Source organism: Aestuariibaculum sp. YM273, from assembly GCF_030908365.1.
GTDB classification, from domain to species: domain Bacteria; phylum Bacteroidota; class Bacteroidia; order Flavobacteriales; family Flavobacteriaceae; genus Aestuariibaculum; species Aestuariibaculum marinum.
On record NZ_CP133090.1, the window covers coordinates 1,937,832 to 1,954,091 of the forward strand.

At 34.6% G+C, this 16,260-nt stretch carries 13 protein-coding genes and 1 tRNA gene; 13 read left to right on the top strand and 1 reads right to left on the bottom strand.

From position 1 onward, the window contains the following. Positions 1-61 precede the first annotated feature (61 nt). The 7 genes from topA to RBH94_RS08330 all read left to right on the top strand — a co-directional run bounded on the left by topA (position 62) and on the right by RBH94_RS08330 (position 9,863). Positions 62-2,563 (top strand): type I DNA topoisomerase, encoded by a 2,502-nt coding sequence (gene topA, locus RBH94_RS08300; RefSeq protein WP_307880482.1) that lies wholly within the window; start codon positions 62-64, stop codon positions 2,561-2,563. Between the two features lie 162 nt (positions 2,564-2,725). Then, positions 2,726-3,892, top strand: coding sequence for a formimidoylglutamase (locus RBH94_RS08305; protein WP_307880483.1), 1,167 nt, complete (start codon positions 2,726-2,728; stop codon positions 3,890-3,892). 162 nt (positions 3,893-4,054) lie between these two features. After that, a complete protein-coding gene (gene gldK / locus RBH94_RS08310) occupies positions 4,055-5,407 on the top strand; it encodes a gliding motility lipoprotein GldK (RefSeq protein WP_188224012.1) in 1,353 nt (450 codons plus the stop codon). A 104-nt stretch (positions 5,408-5,511) separates the two neighbouring features. After that, entirely contained in the window at positions 5,512-6,153 is a 642-nt protein-coding gene (gldL, locus tag RBH94_RS08315; RefSeq protein WP_188224013.1) for a gliding motility protein GldL, read from the top strand. 38 nt (positions 6,154-6,191) lie between these two features. Further along, positions 6,192-7,754 (top strand): gliding motility protein GldM, encoded by a 1,563-nt coding sequence (gene gldM / locus RBH94_RS08320; RefSeq protein WP_307880484.1) that lies wholly within the window; start codon positions 6,192-6,194, stop codon positions 7,752-7,754. A gap of 104 nt (positions 7,755-7,858) precedes the next feature. Then, positions 7,859-8,749, top strand: coding sequence for a gliding motility protein GldN (gldN, locus tag RBH94_RS08325; protein ID WP_307880485.1), 891 nt, complete (start codon positions 7,859-7,861; stop codon positions 8,747-8,749). 70 nt (positions 8,750-8,819) lie between these two features. Then, positions 8,820-9,863 carry an FAD-binding oxidoreductase gene (locus RBH94_RS08330; protein ID WP_307880486.1) on the top strand — a complete coding sequence of 348 codons (1,044 nt, stop codon included), beginning with the start codon at positions 8,820-8,822 and terminating at the stop codon, positions 9,861-9,863. On the opposite strand, the gene RBH94_RS08335 is transcribed toward RBH94_RS08330, so the two are convergent. Beyond that, a complete protein-coding gene (locus RBH94_RS08335) occupies positions 9,864-10,253 on the bottom strand; it encodes a DUF983 domain-containing protein (protein ID WP_307880487.1) in 390 nt (129 codons plus the stop codon). A gap of 88 nt (positions 10,254-10,341) precedes the next feature. On the opposite strand from RBH94_RS08335, the gene RBH94_RS08340 reads away from it, so the two are divergent. From RBH94_RS08340 to RBH94_RS08365, 6 genes are all read left to right on the top strand, one after another. After that, positions 10,342-12,249, top strand: coding sequence for an ABC-F family ATP-binding cassette domain-containing protein (locus RBH94_RS08340; RefSeq protein WP_307880488.1), 1,908 nt, complete (start codon positions 10,342-10,344; stop codon positions 12,247-12,249). A gap of 99 nt (positions 12,250-12,348) precedes the next feature. Further along, on the top strand, positions 12,349-13,173 hold the full coding sequence (locus RBH94_RS08345) for a Two component regulator three Y domain protein (RefSeq protein WP_307880489.1): 825 nt from the start codon (positions 12,349-12,351) through the stop codon (positions 13,171-13,173). Between the two features lie 122 nt (positions 13,174-13,295). Then, entirely contained in the window at positions 13,296-13,424 is a 129-nt protein-coding gene (locus tag RBH94_RS08350; protein WP_374047738.1) for a CPXCG motif-containing cysteine-rich protein, read from the top strand. 65 nt (positions 13,425-13,489) lie between these two features. Next, positions 13,490-13,562 (top strand) — tRNA-Met (locus RBH94_RS08355). 111 nt (positions 13,563-13,673) lie between these two features. Next, positions 13,674-14,960 carry a site-specific integrase gene (locus RBH94_RS08360; protein ID WP_307880491.1) on the top strand — a complete coding sequence of 429 codons (1,287 nt, stop codon included), beginning with the start codon at positions 13,674-13,676 and terminating at the stop codon, positions 14,958-14,960. After that, positions 14,961-15,923, top strand: a complete 963-nt coding sequence (locus RBH94_RS08365) for a hypothetical protein (RefSeq protein ID WP_307880492.1) — start codon at positions 14,961-14,963, stop codon at positions 15,921-15,923. It abuts the gene before it with no gap. The last annotated feature ends 337 nt before the right edge of the window (positions 15,924-16,260 follow it).

The following is a 16,260-nucleotide window of genomic DNA, read 5'->3' on the forward strand; positions in this document are numbered from 1 at the left end:
ATGTGAAATTAGGCAGATAAACTTTTTTTCACATACATTTGTACCCTCAAAAAATCGAAGTATGGCGAAGAATTTAGTAATTGTAGAGTCACCTGCCAAGGCAAAAACTATTGAAAAATTTTTAGGAAAAGAATTTAAAGTAGAGTCAAGCTTTGGGCATATTTCAGACCTTCCTTCAAAGGAGTTAGGTGTGGATGTTGAAGGTGATTTTAGTCCAAAATATGAAGTTTCTAAGGATAAGAAAGCGGTTGTAAAAAAACTGAAGGACTTAGCTAAGAAAGCCGAAATGGTATGGTTAGCAAGTGATGAGGACCGCGAGGGGGAGGCTATTGCATGGCACTTGGCGGAAACTTTAAAATTGGATAAAGGAAAAACAAAGCGTATTGTTTTTCATGAGATTACTAAAACGGCTATTCAAAAAGCGATTGAAAACCCAAGAGGTATTGATTACGATTTAGTTGATGCGCAACAGGCACGTCGTATTTTAGATCGTATTGTAGGTTACGAATTATCTCCGGTGCTTTGGCGTAAGGTAAAAGGTGGCTTGTCGGCAGGTCGTGTGCAGTCGGTTTCGGTGCGATTAATTGTAGAGCGTGAGCGTGATATTCAAAACTTCACTCCAGAGGCGTCATATAGAATCGATGCTGAGTTTTCAAATGAAAGCGGACAAGTATTTAAAGCCAAATTACCTAAGAATTTTGAGACTAAAGAAGAGGCTTATGCCTTTTTAGAATCTAATGCAACGGCCGATTTTAAAGTTGCTGAATTAGATAAAAAGCCTGCTAAAAAATCGCCGGCAGCGCCATTTACAACTTCTACATTACAACAGGAAGCTTCTCGTAAGTTATATTTTTCGGTAAGTAAAACCATGACCTTAGCGCAACGCTTGTATGAGTCGGGGTTAATTACCTATATGAGAACAGATAGTGTGAATTTATCTGATGAAGCACGTCAGGGAGCGGAAGCTGAAATCGAGAAAGCATATGGTTCTAAATATAGTAAACCAAGAAATTATGTTGGAAAAGCTAAAGGAGCTCAAGAAGCTCACGAGGCCATCAGACCAACAAGTTTTGCAACACATTCTGTAGATCTTGATCGTGATCAAGCGCGTTTGTACGACTTAATCTGGAAGCGTGCTATTGCTTCTCAAATGAGTGAGGCAGAGTTAGAGCGTACTAATGTTAAAGTGAGCGCATCTACACACAAGGAATTATTCACGGCAAATGGGGAGGTGATTACTTTCGATGGGTTTTTAAAAGTGTATTTAGAAGGTACCGACGACGAAGATGTAGAGCAAGAAGGTATGTTACCGGCAATGAAAGTAAACGAAACATTGCTTAATAAGTATATAACGGCGACAGAGCGATACTCGCGTCCGCCAGCACGTTTTACTGAGGCGTCTTTAGTTAAGAAGTTAGAAGAGTTGGGTATTGGTCGTCCGTCTACTTATGCGCCAACAATTTCAACAATTCAGAATCGTAATTATGTTGAAAAAGGAATGGTTGACGGAACAGAGCGCGATTATACGCAACTGACTTTAAAAGAAGGGGCTGTAGCGACAAAAGTATTGACAGAGAAAGTAGGTTCAGATAAAGGGAAGTTAGTACCAACGGATATTGGTATGATTGTAACAGACTTTTTGGTGAACCATTTCGAATATATATTAGACTACAACTTTACAGCGAAAGTAGAGGAGGATTTCGATGAAATAGCTGAAGGGAAAGTAGATTGGTCTAAAATGATGAAAGACTTCTATAAAGATTTTCATCCGCAAGTTCAGGATGTTCAGGAAAATGCCGACAGAGAATCTGGAGAGCGTATTCTTGGTGTAGATCCAAAAAGTGGTAAGCAGGTAAGTGTGCGTTTAGGTAAGTTCGGGCCAATGGTTCAAATTGGTACTGCCGATGATGAAGAGAAGCCGCAATTTGCAAGTTTAAGCCCCGATCAGCAATTAAATACCATTACCTTTGAAGAAGCTATGGATTTATTTCAGCTTCCAAAAACTTTAGGAACTTATGAAGGAGAAAGCGTTGAGGTCAACAACGGGCGTTTTGGTCCTTACGTGAAATTTGGTTCAGCTTATGTGTCATTGCCTAAAGGACAGGATCCATTAAGTGTTGAACTGGATGATGCTATTGTACTAATTAAAGAAAAGCAGGAAGCTGATGCTCCTATATATTATTACAAAGAATTACCTGTTCAAAAAGGGAAAGGACGCTTTGGGCCTTTCATCAAGTGGAACAATATGTTTATTAACGTGAATAAAAAATACGACTGGGATAACTTGTCTGATGAAGATATTGTAGAGCTTATCGAAACTAAAATTCAAAAAGAAATCGATAAAGTTGTGCATAACTGGGAAGACGAAGGTATTAAAGTTGAAAAAGCACGTTGGGGTAGACATAATGTTATTAAGGGTAAAGTTAAAGTGGAATTAGCCAAAACAGTAGATGTATCTGAAATGACCTTAGATGAAGCTAAAGCTATAATAGAAGCTAATGCACCTAAAAAGAAAACGGCTAAAAAGACAACAAAAAAGAAAACAACAGCTAAAAAGAAGTAATTTTCAGTTGAAGGATTAGTAATTATCGATTTCTTAAATTAAGAAATTATAATTATTGCTAGTTTATTTTTATGTTTACAAAGTATAAAAACTCATTTATTCTAATGATATTTGTAAGTAAACTAATCAAAAGTAAGCTAACCAATAAATTACTAACCCCGCATGAACTTTAATTTTTTCACGCCTGTTTCAGATTTGGTTTTAGCTCATAACGAGTTGCTTTCTCCGCAAGCCTTAGGAAAAAAGATTAAAATTCATTCTGCGAAAAAAGGATTCCCCGATTTAAAAGGTGTAAATATTGCTGTATTTGGCGTTCTCGAAAATAGAAATGACGTCAATTATATAGGAGAAACATTTCAGTTAAACGAAGTCCGAAAAACATTTTATAGTTTGTTTCCAGGGAGTTGGAACACAATTATTGCCGATTTAGGAGATATAGAACGTGGCGAAACCGTTGAAGATACTTACTTCGCTTTAAAAACAACTGTTAGTGATCTTATAAAGCAAAATGTTATTCCTGTAATTATTGGAGGAACGCAGGATTTAACATATGCAACTTACAGAGCTTATGATAATATTAAGCCAATGGTGAATTTGGTAAGTGTAGATTGTAGGTTCGATTTAGGAGATTCTTCAAAGCCCATCAAGAATAATAGTTTTGTAGGTAAGATTATTTTAGATGAGCCTTATAATTTATTTAATTATGCAACAATAGGTTATCAAACCTATTTTAATTCGCAAGAGGAAAAGGACCTGATGGATAACCTGTATTTTGAATCTTATAGGTTAGGTGAGGTATCAAATAATATTACCATTGTTGAACCTGTTATGCGAGATGCTAATATGGTCAGCATCGATTTGTCGTCTGTACGGGGTTCTGAATTGAGTTTGAAGCAAAAATTTTCTCCAAACGGTTTAGATGGTAAAGAAATTTGTGCCATGTCACGCTATGCTGGTATAAGTAATAAAGTGTCTTCTTTTGGAATATATGAGTATAAAGCATCGAAAGATGATGAAATGACATCAATGTTAATTTCACAGATATTATGGTATTTTATTGAGGGGGTTAACTGTAGAGTTAATGATGAAGATTTTTCAGATGATAATTCGTATCAGAAATTTATAGCATTGGTAGAAGATCAGGAATTGGTGTTTTTTAAAAGTGTAAAGACCGGAAGATGGTGGATTGAGATTCCTTTTTTATCAAATGTTAATAATAAATTAAAAAGACATACGTTATTACCTTGCATGCATCAAGATTATATAGATGCTTGCCAGAATAAGGTGCCTGAGCGCTGGTATAAAGCGTTCCAAAAGAATAGTATTTAACATTTGTTACCGCTTAAAGGTTGTGTTTTATCGATAAAATGCCTTTTTTTTACGATGAAACGTATTTTTTTCCTTTAAAAAGTTGTTTTTTAAAAAATATATAAATATGTTTACGCTCTCAATAACGAAGCTTAAATAATTAACCTCGAGTTTTCTATGGATATGAAGAAGTTTATATTATTAACCGCAGTAATGACTTTGCTTGCTAGTTGTGGCTCTAACGACAAGGGTGAACTAGTGGGTGTACAAGGAAAGAAATGGCATCCGGAAAAGCCATACGGAATGGAATTAATACCGGGTGGATCATTTATTATGGGTAAAGCCGACGATGATTTAGCTGGTGTGCAAGATGCTCCTGCTAAAACCGTTACAGTACGTGCCTTTTATATGGACGCTACTGAAATTACAAACAGTGAGTATCGCCAATTTGTAAATTGGGTTAGAGACTCCATAGTAAGAACTAAACTTGCTATTTTGGCGGACGAGGTTGGTAAAGTACCTGGCGATGGTGGTATTGGTGAGTATGCATTTAAAGATGCCGATACTGCGAATATGACAGTTTACGAAAAATACATGTTCGAAAACTACACAGGCTTAGGTCCAACAGGTTACGAGGGGCGTAAATTAAATAAAGAAATGGAATTAATTTACGATACAGCCGAATATCCAGACGAATTTTACGCTGAGGTTATGGATACTATGTATCTTCCAATGGAAGAATCATATAATGGGCAACGTACATGGGATGTAAAGAAATTTAAATTCCAGTACAATTATATGGATATCCAGGAAGCTGCGAAAGCGAGAGGTGTAAAGCGTAGCGATGTTATTAAAAAGGAAGAAATAGAAGTGTATCCAGATACAACAGTTTGGATTAGAGACTTTGCATATTCTTATAATGAGCCAATGCATAACGATTATTTCTGGCATGATGCTTACAGTGAATATCCTGTAGTTGGTGTTACCTGGAAACAAGCTAAGGCTTTTTGTGAGTGGAGAACCATTAACAAGAATGGCTACCAAAAAGATAGAGGAGCGCAAATGGTAAACCGTTTCAGATTACCATCTGAGGCAGAGTGGGAATACGCTGCGCGTGGCGGTCTTCAAGCTGCAACTTACCCATGGGGAGGTCCTTACACTAAGAGTGATAGAGGCTGTTTTATGGCAAACTTTAAGCCAGTACGTGGAGATTACGCTGCAGATCAGGCTTTATATACTGTAGAAGCAAAATCTTACGAGCCGAACGATTACAATTTATACAATATGGCTGGTAACGTTGCAGAATGGGTAAATGCATCATACGATCCGTCATCTTACGAGTATACATCCACAATTAACCCTAACGTTAACGATTATGAAAACCAACGTAAAGTTGTTCGTGGTGGGTCTTGGAAAGATGTTGCCTATTATTTACAAGTAAGTTCAAGAGATTTCGAATATGCAGATTCTGCAAGAAGTTATATTGGTTTCAGAACCGTTCAGGATTACATGGGGACACAGGTAACTGGAAAATAAGAAGCTAATCAACAGAAAATCTTAATTAACAAATCATAAACAAAACAACAACCTATTAATTAACCTACTTAAGTAATTTATTACTTAACTAAAAAATCAGAATTATGGCACAGTCAAAAGCAAGTAAAAAGTTCATGAATATGGCTTATGGATTAGGAGCAGCAATTGTAATTATTGGGGCACTATTCAAAATTACTCATATGGAGTTTGGTCCGCTAACAGGTAATGTTATGTTGACATTAGGTCTTGTTACCGAAGCAATTATTTTCGCTATTTCAGCATTCGAGCCTGTAGAGAGCGATTTAGATTGGTCTTTAGTTTACCCAGAATTAGCTGGTGGAAAAGCAGCTAAAAGAGAGAAAAAAGAAGAAACAAATCAAGGTTTATTATCTAAAAAATTAGATGATATGCTTAAAGAGGCTAAAATTGATGGTGAATTAATGGCAAGCTTAGGAGAAAGTATCAAGAACTTTGAAGGTGCTGCTAAGAGTATGTCATCTGGAGCCAACGGAATTGAAGCTTCTAAAAAATATAGTGAAGAGTTGTCTTTAGCTGCGGCTCAAATGGAATCTTTAAACAGCTTATATAAAGTACAATTAGAGAGCGCAAGCAAACAAGCTACTATTAACCAAGAGCAAGTAGAAAATGCAGTGAAGTTAAAAGAGCAAATGCAATCGTTAGCTTCAAATTTATCTTCATTAAATGGAGTATATGGCGGTATGTTATCTGCAATGAACAAAAACTAATTAGGGTATCTAATTATTAACCAAAAACCTAATTAGTTATGGCAGGAGGAAACTTATCACCCAGACAGAAAATGATTAATCTGATGTATTTAATCTTCATTGCGATGTTAGCATTAAATATGTCGAAAGAAGTGCTTTCAGCCTTCGGATTAATGAATGTTCGATTAACAGAATCGAATGAAGCAGCAGACCAAAGAAATTTAGCTTTTTTCTCTGGATTAGAATTAAAAGCTGAAGAGCAACCAGAAAAATATGAGCCTTTATTAGATAAGGCTGAAAAAATACGAGTATTATCGAAAGATTTAAATACGTATTTGGAGGATTTAAAAGCTAAGATGTCGGCTACAGTTGATGATCCAACCGATTATGAAATTATGGATAAAGGGGATTACCTTGATAATAATTTCTTTAAAGGAGACAAATTAAAACCAGAAGGCGAAGAGTTTTTAGAAAAACTTGAAACATTCCGCAGCGGTGTTGTAGAAATTTTAGGAGATGATCCTAGTATGTCTTCGGTTGTAGCAGACGTAAACGAAAAGTTCAGTACAGAGCCTGAAACAAATCGTGACGGAAAGAAAATAGATTGGTTAGATTACCACTATAAAGGGTTTCCTTTAGTAGCATCATTAACTAAAATGACACAGTTGCAGTCTGATGTAAAAACTGTAGGTTCTGAGATTTTAGGAAAAATGATGCAAGGAACCTTATCTGCAGAGGTGTCTATGACAAACTATACCACTTTAATGGAGACCTCAAAATCAGCTTACTTTAACGGTGAGACATTTGATGGAGCTATTGTATTGGGGCGTAAAGATGCTACTACAAAACCAAATAAAGTAGAATTAACTTTAGATGGTGTGAAATTAACTGAAGATCAATACGCTATCGAAGATGGACGTGTGAAGTTAAAAGTTGGTACAGGTAGACCAGGTGAGCACAAAATTGAAGGTAAATTAATTTTCGCTCAGGATGGTGAGGATATCGAAGTTCCGGTATCACAATCGTTCGCTACGGTTTCTAAACCAAATGCAGCAACAATTTCTGCAGATAAAATGAATGTTGTTTACCGTGGTGTTAAAAACCCAATGACAATTTCGTTTGCAGGTATTCCAGATAACAAAGTAAATGCTAGAGCTCAAGGTTTAAGCCGTGTGAGTGGAAGCAAATATGTTATGGATGCAACACGTATTCAAGGTAGAGAAGTAACTATTAACGTTTCAGGTACTTTACCAGATGGTGGAGGTGTAAGTGATAGAGCTACTTTCAGAATTAAGGATTTACCAAAACCAACGGGTACTATTAGAGGTGAAGACGGTTCTGTTAAGATGCAACGTCAGTCTTTAGAAATTTCTACTGTTGGTGCGAAATTCGACGATTTCGATTTCGAATTACCTTTACGTGTAACAGGATTTATGTTTAAAGTTCCTGGGCAACCAACAATTAACGTAAGCGGAAATAAACTAGATAGCCGCGCTAAGGCAGCTTTAAGAAAAGCAAAACGTGGTACAGATGTTCAAATATTTAACATCGAAGCTAAAGCTAGTGGTGTTAGCGTAATCCTTAAAAAGGTATCGCCAGTTATTATCGAGCTTACTAACTAATAGTTAAAATATAATATCATATCCATATTGTGTTGATATGGATATGGTATAAATTATAGAGAGCCTAGTTGAAGTTCAACTATAGAAAAATAAAACCAAAGCACATGAATTTAAAAAGTTTTTTATTAACCGTTACAACTGTTTTTACAGTATCAGGTGTGTTTGCTCAAGCAAATATACTTAATGCTAAAAGCCCGGAGGAGATTGGTGTTAGAACAGAAGCTCAAAAAGCTATTGATAATGACAAGCCGTTAGAATATGGTTATGTAGACGATAGAGATATTCTATATTCAAAAATGGTTTGGGAGAAAATCGTTTTAGACGAGCGTGTAAACTTTCCGTTATATTATCCTATCGACACCAATAATATTGGTAGCGACAGACGTTCATTGTACGATGTGCTTATGAAGAACATTAAAAATGGGAAGATAAAAAACATCTACGACGATTCATACTTTAAAACGAAGCGTACACTTGATGATATTCAGGCCGCTTTAGCAAAAGTTGATACTACCGAGTTAGGTATCGAGCAATTAAATGCTGGAGAGCAGTTATCTGCTGAATATATTGATAGACGTGACCTTACTGCTGCAGATATTGTAGAGTATCGTATTAAAGGTCTTTGGTATTTCGATAAGCGTCAGGCAGAATTAAAATACCGTTTATTAGGTATAGCGCCTGTAGCTCCGGATGTTAACTTTATCGATTCAGAAACGCCTGATTTAGTAGAATTATTTTGGATATTCTTTCCAGATGCGCGTGAGGTATTACACGAAGCAAAATCCTTTAATAACGAGAATAGTTCTATGCCGTTCTCTTTCGATCACGTGTTAAACTCAAGACGTTTCAATTCTATAATTTATAAAGAGGAAAACGTACAGCAGGATAGGGCGATTAACGAATATGTTACCGATAATGCCTTGATGCAGTTGTTAGAATCTGAAAGAATTAAAGAAAAAATACGAGATTTTGAATTAGATATGTGGACATACTAATTCTGATTTTCATAAAAAAATAAAGAAGCCTGCTTAAAAAAGCGGGCTTCTTTATTTTTATCTTCGCAGTATGATTCAAGTAGATTATATCGTAGTAGGAATTGGGTTGGCAGGTATTAGCTTTTGTGAGGAGTTAAAAGCCAATAATAAGTCTTTTATGGTGTTCGATAATGCTTCACAGTTATCGTCAACCGTAGCTGGAGGTTTGTACAATCCGGTCGTTTTAAAACGATTTACACCCGTTTGGAAATGTCAGGAGCAATTAGCACAAGCCTTACCAATGTATGAGCGTTTAGAACGAGAATTAAACGTAAAGCTTGATTATAAACTTCCTGTATATAGAAAATTTGCTTCCCTTGAAGAGCAAAACGATTGGTTTACGGCGTCTGATAAGCCTATATTGTCCCAATATCTTTCAACAGAAATAGTTAAAAATACGAATCCATCTGTTGATGCACCTTTCGGTTTTGGTGAAGTTTTAGAAACGGGACGGATTGATGTGAAAACGTTAGTAGAGGCTTATAAAAGTCAGTTACAAGAAAACAATCAGCTTATTGATAGTGTATTTAATTACGAAGAATTAATGATTGAAGAAGGTGGGGTACGATATCAGGACATCAAAGCCAAGCAAATCGTGTTTGCAGAAGGATTTGGAATTAAACATAATCCGTTTTTTAATCATTTACCGTTGAACCCAGCAAAAGGGGAATTGTTAATTATTCACGCACCTCAATTAAAAATTGATTATGTACTTAAGGCTGGAGCTTTTCTTATTCCGTTAGGAGAGGATCGTTATATCGTAGGAGCTACGTATGAATGGAAAGATTTAACCAATCAACCGTCTGAAACGGCTAAAGAAGAACTTTCCGAAAAGCTTAAAAAGATAATAAACTGCCCTTTTACTGTTGTAAATCAGGTGGCAGGTGTGCGTCCAACAGTTAAAGATCGAAGACCGCTGGTTGGGCGTCATTCAGAATACAGCAACATATACGTGCTTAATGGATTAGGGACACGTGGCGTTATGATTGGCCCTTATGTTGCGAGTCAACTTTACAATTTTATAGAGAATAATATTCCTTTGGAAACAGAAATCGATATCAAACGATTTCAATAATTACTTCTTAGATTTAGCAAACGATTTATCGTAATGGATAAAGAAGTTTATCCAGATATTCCTAGAAAGCCTTAAAATAATAGGCATAAACACCACTAAAGTAGCTACAATAGAGATAAACATTGCGTTCAGTCCTGCATTAAAAACAAAGTAAGAAATAACAAAAGCAGCAACCGCAAAGGCAATACCTACTGCATAACTAACGTACATAGAACCGTAGAAAAACGATGGTTCAATTTTGTATTTGGTGCCACAATTACTGCACGTTTCATGCATGTCTAAGGCTTCAGAAAGAATATATGGGTTTTTATTTTTAAACATCGATTCTTCATGACACTTGGGGCAAGTTCCGGTGAATATGCTATATAATTTAGAGCCTTTTGAAAACATATTATTTAATGTACTTTTGCATTCTTAATCTATCAGAACAAATATAATTTTTTAAACGTTACAGTTCTGTGATATAAGTTACAATTCTATGCTAAACATTCATAATTTATCGATTTCATTTCAAGGAGAGTACCTGTTTGAAGATATTACATTTAAACTGGTTAATGGCGATCGGGTAGGACTTATTGGTAAAAATGGAGCTGGTAAATCGACTATGCTTAAAATTTTAGCAAAGGAGTTGGAACCTGACACAGGACAAATAGCTTCTGATAAAGATTTAAAAATAGGATTTTTAAAACAAGATATCGATTTTATTTTAGGTCGAACAGTTTTAGAGGAGTCTTATCAGGCTTTCACCGAAATTAAAGAGTTAGAAGCTCAAATGGAACAGGTGAATGCTGAATTAGCAGAACGTACCGATTATGAGAGCGATGCATATCACCAATTAATGGTTGATATAAATGATTTGCAGCATCAATATGAAATTCTGGGAGGTTATAATTACCAAGGGGAAACCGAAAAGATTCTTCAAGGTTTGGGTTTTAAGCGTGAAGATTTCAATAAGCTAACCGATACCTTTTCGGGGGGATGGCGTATGCGAATTGAGTTAGCCAAGCTATTACTGCAGAGTAATGATATTTTATTGCTCGATGAGCCTACTAACCACTTGGATATTGAGTCTATTATCTGGTTAGAAAGCTTTTTAAAATCGTATCCTGGAGCTGTGGCAATTGTGTCGCACGATAAAATGTTTTTAGATAATGTAACGAATCGTACCATTGAAATTTCATTAGGACGCATTTACGATTATCCGAAACCATATTCAAAATATTTAGTCCTTCGTGAGGAATTAAGAACGCAGCAGTTGGCTTCTCAAAAGAATCAACAAAAACAAATCGAGCAAACCGAAAAGCTAATTGAAAAATTCCGTGCCAAAGCCTCAAAGGCGACTATGGCACAATCACTTATTAAAAAGCTTGATAAAATTGAGCGTATTGAGGTAGATGAAGATGATAATAGTGTGATGACCTTAAATTTTCCAGTATCGGTTACACCTGGAAAAGTGGTTGTTGAAACTAATAAAATCTCAAAAAGTTACGGTAATAATGAAGTGTTGCGTGAAATAGATTTAATGATTGAGCGCGATAGCAAAACGGCTTTTGTTGGACAAAACGGACAAGGGAAATCGACTTTAGCCAAAATTATTGTTGGAGATATTAAGTATGAAGGAGATTTAAAACTGGGGCACAATGTTCAAATCGGTTATTTTGCCCAAAATCAGGCAGAGTATCTAGATGGCAATAAAACCATTCATGATACTATGATTGATGCAGCCAATGAAACGAATCGCAGTAAAGTGCGAGATATTTTAGGGTCGTTTTTATTCAGAGGTGATGAAGTCGATAAGTATGTTCGTGTGCTTTCTGGAGGAGAACGTAATCGTCTGGCTTTGGCAAAATTAATGTTACAGCCTTTTAACGTTTTGGTGATGGATGAGCCTACTAACCACTTAGATATTAAATCAAAAAATGTATTAAAAGAAGCCTTAAAACGTTTCGAAGGCACTTTAATTCTTGTATCTCACGATCGTGATTTTCTTCAGGGTTTAACGAATAAAGTTTATGAGTTTAAAGATCATAAGTTAAAGGAGTATTTAGGTGATATTGATTTTTACTTAGAGCAACGTAATGTTGAGAATTTACGAGAGGTAGAAAAGCGTACCGTAATTAAAGAAACTCCTAAGGAGAAAAAGCAACAATCGTACGAAGATCAGAAAAAATTAAAATCGTTAAATAATAAGCTTAGTAATGTAGAAGCAAAGATTAACGATTTGGAACGAAAGATAAAGTCGATTGATGCTGAGTTGGAAGTAAACTACGAAGAGGTTACCTCTAAACCAAACTTCTTCGATGATTATCAAAAATTAAAGACTGATTTAGATGGTTTAATGGAGCAGTGGGAGGCCATTCATTTTGATATTGAGGCCTTTGAGTAGGGTGAATGTTAAAATTTGGTGTATTTCATCGAATAAATATGTTTTTAATCTATTTGATCTGTATATTCGTGTAAGAATTAATCCCAAATCAATTCGACCATGAAAAAACATTACATTTTAGTTCTAACACTTTTCGTATCGGCATTTGCATTTGCAAAGGTTTCACCAAGTGAAAAAGACGCTTTAGTAGCTATTTATAACGCCACAAACGGTAGTCAATGGAATTCCTCTTGGGATTTAGATGCTTCTGTTGAAAAGTGGTATGGTGTAAAAGTAGAAGATGATAAAGTTGTTGAAGTGAATTTACAGTTCAATAATCTTCAAGGTACATTACCAACCGAAATAGGTAATTTAGTTAACTTACAAAAATTGAATTTAGGATTCAATAAGTTAACAGGAACGCTTCCTACTTCAATAAAAAATTTACAGGAATTAACATCTTTAGAGTTATTTATGAATGGGTTTGAAGGTTCGATTCCAGAAGAATTAGGGCAGTTAAAAAAGTTAGAGTCTTTAAAATTATACAGTAATAAGTTTTCAGGAACCATTCCTCAATCAATCATGGGATTAACAAACTTAAAAGAGTTGTTAATGGGTAGTAACTACATTATTGGAACAATTCCTACTGAGATAGCAGCTTTAACCAAATTAGAAAAATTGAGCTTAATGGATAACAAGCTTGAAGGTGAAATTCCAGCTGAAATGGCCCAATTAAGAAACTTAGAAGAGTTAGTGTTATCAACTAACAAATTAACAGGAGATTTACCGTTAGAGTTTATGAACCTTCCTAAGTTAACAACGTTAATGGTTAGTGATAACAATTTAAATAGAGAGTATACTACGGTTTCAGGAAACAATCCTCCAGGACTTATGTACTTAGATTTACAAAATTCAACAGCAACAATGGATATTGAAAAAGAATAGTAAGTTTTTGTTTAAATTAATTATAGTTTTAAGAAGTCAGCCTTTGTGCTGACTTTTTTTTTGTAACTTATATTATGATTGAACATTTTTTTACATGTCCGTATTGTTGGGAGCAAATCTCAATGTTGCTTGATAATAGTGTCTCAAGTCAGCAATATATTGAAGATTGTGAGGTTTGTTGCCAGCCTATACATATAAAATTAAAATTTTTTGGTGCCGATTTAATTGACTTTCAGGTGACTAAAATTTAATTAAATATTTTTTCAAATATAAGTTTGCAAAACTTAAAAAGGATTGTATATTTGCACCACAATATCGCGGGATAGAGCAGTAGGTAGCTCGTCGGGCTCATAACCCGAAGGTCACAGGTTCGAGTCCTGTTCCCGCTACGAAGCGAAATGCTAGTAAAACCAACGGATTGTGTGCTCACAGTCCGTTTTTTTATGTCTTCAATTTTCTTACTTTTACAAAACGTACACAATTCGGTACACGTTTTGCCCATGAAAATCAATTATTCTGAACCTAAATTTTACACAGGAGGTGTTGATGTCAATCAATGGTCTAAGTTGTCAAAAAAAGAACAGAGAGAAGCTTTAGAGAAGCAATGGTATGTATATTATACTTTCAGAAATCCTAAAACAGGTAGGTTAACTCGCCAGACTAACATTAAAGGGGGGATTAATAAACACAAAGATAGGCGTACACGATTACATTTATTGAATATTATGAAAGAAAGCCTCCTAGTTGTATTACGCGAAGGCTTTAATCCATACGAGGATAATAGGTCATTAACCGAATATTTACTGGATAAGTTAGATAATAAAAAGAAAGCTAGAACTAAAAAGAAAGAAGTAAAGCGAGCTTCGGTAGAAGTTGTTGAGGACAACTCTATGACTATTAAAGATGCTTTTAATTTAGCTTTAGATTTAAAGGTGAAAATGATGTCTCCTAGTTCCTATGTGAAGTTTAAAAGTCGTATTAATACCTTTGATAAATGGATTAAATCTGAAGGTTTACAGGATGCCGATAAAATTACAAGTATTACTAAAAAGCATGTAATACAATATCTAAATGACGTATTACAGCGGACTAGCCCAAGAAATCGAAATAATTCGCGAACTGACTTAGCGTCGTTTTATCAAGTTTTAGAAGATAATGACGTAATACCAGAGAATTTTGTGAAAAAGATAAACGTTTTAAAAGCTCTGCCTTCTCGTAATAAAACATACAAGCCAAAGGAACAGGAAGAAATTTTTAAGTATTTAAGAAAACATGACCCTACACTTTTCTTATATGTTCAGTTTATATCTTATAATTATTTAAGGCCTATAGAAGTGTGTAGACTTAGAATTGGTGATCTGGATATTGAGGATAAAAAGTTATATATAAAAGCTAAGAACCAGCCAGTAAAGATTAAAATTATTCCAGATATATTAATAAAAGAACTTCCTGATTTGTCTCAGTTTAGTAAAGAAGATTATTTATTTGCTGAAGCCAATATCGGGGGACAGTGGGAAACAGAAGAAATTAACAAACGGGATTTTTATACGAAGCGTTTTAAAAAAGTAAAAGATCATTTCGGGTTAGGTGTTGACTATGGTTTATATAGTTTTAGGCACACTTTTATTACTAAACTTTATAAGGAGATGGCTAAAAACGCTACTGCTTTTGAAGTAAAAAGCAAACTACAATTAATAACTGGTCATACTACTATGAAGGCATTAGAGCAATATTTAAGAGATATTGATGCTGAACTTCCAGCTGACTATTCAGAATTATTAAAATAGATGAAATCAAAGTATTTTGGTGTAATCAATGAAACGGAGTTTCTTGATTGGGAAAGTGATATTCAGGAAGAATATCTTATAAAAAACGATTTGTTTGAGGCATTTAGTGTTTTCGGTTTAAATCCACAACCAGATGAAGTTGAGTTAGGAAGGTTTAAAGATTTAAAAAAGGTAGATAATTTTATACGTGAAATGTATCCAAAAGATGATGTCCTTAACGATTTTTACCAGTTTATACTTGAAATATACAGAGCGGGTATAGATGGGGATTATATATCATTTTCTATAGGATTTGATAATTTAACTTTTCAAAAATCGCAGAAAGAAAAAAGGGTATTTGCTTTAAAAGAATTTGAACGAATATTTGATGAGATTTGTCCGATGGAATATCGTTATTTTGTAAAAAACGATTCAGGAAGTGGATTAACATTTGGTTTGGATAGGTTTAAATCTTTACACAGAACTCAAGAATATATTATTATAAATTTAAGAAGTGAGGCGGAATTAATTTTGCCTTTTTTGTTAGGAGATCGGCAGTTTTTTAATCGAGAGTTATATTCGACAAATGAAGTCATTCTGAAAATATGCAATTTTGAAAAAGGATTAAAAATATTAATTGCTTTGAATGAGGAGTTTCAGTTTGAAAAGGATACTGTTTTTTGCCCAAAGTCTTTGGCAGAGTTGCTATTTGATGCATACGAAGGAAATGTGTCAAAAGAAGTGGTAAAGTTTATTGATCAAAGTATTTTAGAGGTAGATGAGAAAATTCCTTCTTTTGTTTGTTCTTTAATGATGTTTTTAAATCAAAAACAGTTGTTAAATTTAAAAGAAGAGGTGTTTCGGTCTGGAATTAACCAAGTGTATGATTTAAAACTTTCAAAGATAAAATTATCCAATCCGTCAAATAAAAAGCATGAAGAAAGAATAGCGTATTATGAAGAAAAATGGAAGGGATTTTTATAAATCTGCGCCCTAATATTCTGTAATACCCTAAATTGTATGGTAATACCCTAAAATACCCTAAAATACCCTAAAAATACCCTATTTAATTCGTTAATTATTAGTTGTTGTGTGTCTAGATTGCAACTATCAATAACAATATATAATTAACGATGAAAAATCAAAAATTTCCAAAAAGGCAAAGTCCTTTTATTACTTTAATAAGAGTTTTTATTAAGGTATCAACATTAGATAAGTTTGTTTTTAAACTTATTGAAGAAAAGGAAAAGGCGTGCGATTATCATGCTATTAAAGAAATGTGTGGACTGCTTGATAGCAGTGGCTCTACACTTTTCCAAAT

Coding starts and splice junctions, on each gene's coding strand:
- topA (WP_307880482.1), top strand. CDS start 62: ATGGCGAAGAATTTAGTAATTGTAGAGTCACCTGCCAAGGCAAAAACT.
- RBH94_RS08305 (WP_307880483.1), top strand. CDS start 2,726: ATGAACTTTAATTTTTTCACGCCTGTTTCAGATTTGGTTTTAGCTCAT.
- gldK (WP_188224012.1), top strand. CDS start 4,055: ATGAAGAAGTTTATATTATTAACCGCAGTAATGACTTTGCTTGCTAGT.
- gldL (WP_188224013.1), top strand. CDS start 5,512: ATGGCACAGTCAAAAGCAAGTAAAAAGTTCATGAATATGGCTTATGGA.
- gldM (WP_307880484.1), top strand. CDS start 6,192: ATGGCAGGAGGAAACTTATCACCCAGACAGAAAATGATTAATCTGATG.
- gldN (WP_307880485.1), top strand. CDS start 7,859: ATGAATTTAAAAAGTTTTTTATTAACCGTTACAACTGTTTTTACAGTA.
- RBH94_RS08330 (WP_307880486.1), top strand. CDS start 8,820: ATGATTCAAGTAGATTATATCGTAGTAGGAATTGGGTTGGCAGGTATT.
- RBH94_RS08335 (WP_307880487.1), bottom strand. CDS start 10,253: ATGTTTTCAAAAGGCTCTAAATTATATAGCATATTCACCGGAACTTGC.
- RBH94_RS08340 (WP_307880488.1), top strand. CDS start 10,342: ATGCTAAACATTCATAATTTATCGATTTCATTTCAAGGAGAGTACCTG.
- RBH94_RS08345 (WP_307880489.1), top strand. CDS start 12,349: ATGAAAAAACATTACATTTTAGTTCTAACACTTTTCGTATCGGCATTT.
- RBH94_RS08350 (WP_374047738.1), top strand. CDS start 13,296: ATGTTGCTTGATAATAGTGTCTCAAGTCAGCAATATATTGAAGATTGT.
- RBH94_RS08360 (WP_307880491.1), top strand. CDS start 13,674: ATGAAAATCAATTATTCTGAACCTAAATTTTACACAGGAGGTGTTGAT.
- RBH94_RS08365 (WP_307880492.1), top strand. CDS start 14,961: ATGAAATCAAAGTATTTTGGTGTAATCAATGAAACGGAGTTTCTTGAT.